The organism is Flagellimonas yonaguniensis (genome assembly GCF_029193885.1).
Classification (GTDB): domain Bacteria; phylum Bacteroidota; class Bacteroidia; order Flavobacteriales; family Flavobacteriaceae; genus Flagellimonas; species Flagellimonas yonaguniensis.
In genome coordinates, this window is record NZ_JARFVB010000040.1 from 1 (window position 1) to 1,625 (window position 1,625).

1 protein-coding gene is annotated in these 1,625 nt (G+C 48.9%); it reads left to right on the forward strand.

Annotated elements, in window-relative coordinates:
• On the forward strand, positions 1-1,625 hold a 1,625-nt coding region (locus tag PY092_RS19605; protein ID WP_275617415.1), incomplete at both ends, for an autotransporter outer membrane beta-barrel domain-containing protein.

Below are 1,625 nucleotides of genomic sequence, written 5' to 3' on the forward strand. Positions count from 1 at the left end.
AACCTTGACACCGATGCAACGGACGATTTCTCGGGCGACTTCAATGATTTGGCCAATATTCCCGCTAATCTTGATGTTGACAGCACTGACGATTTTTCAGGCGACTTCAACGATCTGGCCAACTTGCCAGCCAACTTGGATGTGGATTCCACGGATGACTTCGACGGACAGTGGAGCAGTTTGACTGGGGTTCCCGCCGGATTCGCGGATGACATCGACAACGATACCCAATTGACCGATGCCGAGGTGGCAACAGCGGTGAACAACGAGTTCCCGAACCTTGACACCGATGCAACGGACGATTTCTCGGGCGACTTCAATGATTTGGCCAATATTCCCGCTAATCTTGATGTTGACAGCACTGACGATTTTTCAGGAGACTTCAACGATTTGACAAACTTGCCAGCCAACTTGGATGTGGATTCCACGGATGACTTCGACGGACAGTGGAGCAGCTTGACGGGGGTTCCCGCCGGATTCGCGGATGACATCGACAACGACACCCAATTGACCGATGCCGAGGTGGCAACGGCAGTGAACAATGAGTTCCCGAACCTTGACACCGATGCAACGGATGATTTCTCGGGCGACTTCAATGATTTGGCCAATATTCCGGCCAATCTTGATGTTGACAGCACTGATGATTTTTCAGGAGACTTCAACGATTTGACGAACCTTCCCGCCAACTTGGATGTGGATTCCACGGATGACTTCGACGGACAGTGGAGCAGCTTGACAGGTGTTCCGGCCGGTTTTGCGGATGATGTGGATAATGTTGACGATGCTGATGCGGTTATTGGCAATGAATATAATACAGGGAGTTCTATATCAAACGGTGTTCTGGGAGTTACCGATGGAGGTGGTACCAAACAAGTGGATTTGATTAGTAAGGATCTCAACAACAATATATCCTTTGGCTCTGATGGGGCACTTTATTTGAATGTTGCTTCTGTCAGTATAGCGGAGACTATTACAAATCTAGAGGACAACAATGATGGAACTTTTACCTATACCAACGAAAATGGTGTTCCACAGACCGTAAATAAATCTTTTGTTACGGACAATTTGGACGGTACCTATACTTTTGATAACGGTAACGGGACACCTATTACCTTTTCGGGTACAGACAATGTTGACGATGCGGACAACAACCCAACGAACGAATTACAGTCGATCACATCCAATGATGGGACAGTGACCGTGACCCCAAGCGGTAACGATTTTGATCTTTCCGGGTTCAGTGGTGACTTCAACGACCTGACCAATGTCCCAGCGAACCTTGACACCGATGCAACGGATGATTTCTCGGGCGACTTCAATGATTTGGCCAATATTCCCGCTAATCTTGATGTTGACAGCACTGATGATTTTTCAGGCGACTTCAACGATTTGACGAACCTTCCCGCCAACTTGGATGTGGATTCCACGGATGACTTCGACGGACAGTGGAGCAGCTTGACGGGGGTTCCCGCCGGATTCGCGGATGACATCGACAACGATACCCAATTGACCGATGCCGAGGTGGCAACAGCGGTGAACAACGAGTTCCCTAACCTTGACACCGATGCAACGGACGATTTCTCGGGCGACTTCAATGATTTGGCCAATATTCCCGCTAATCTTGA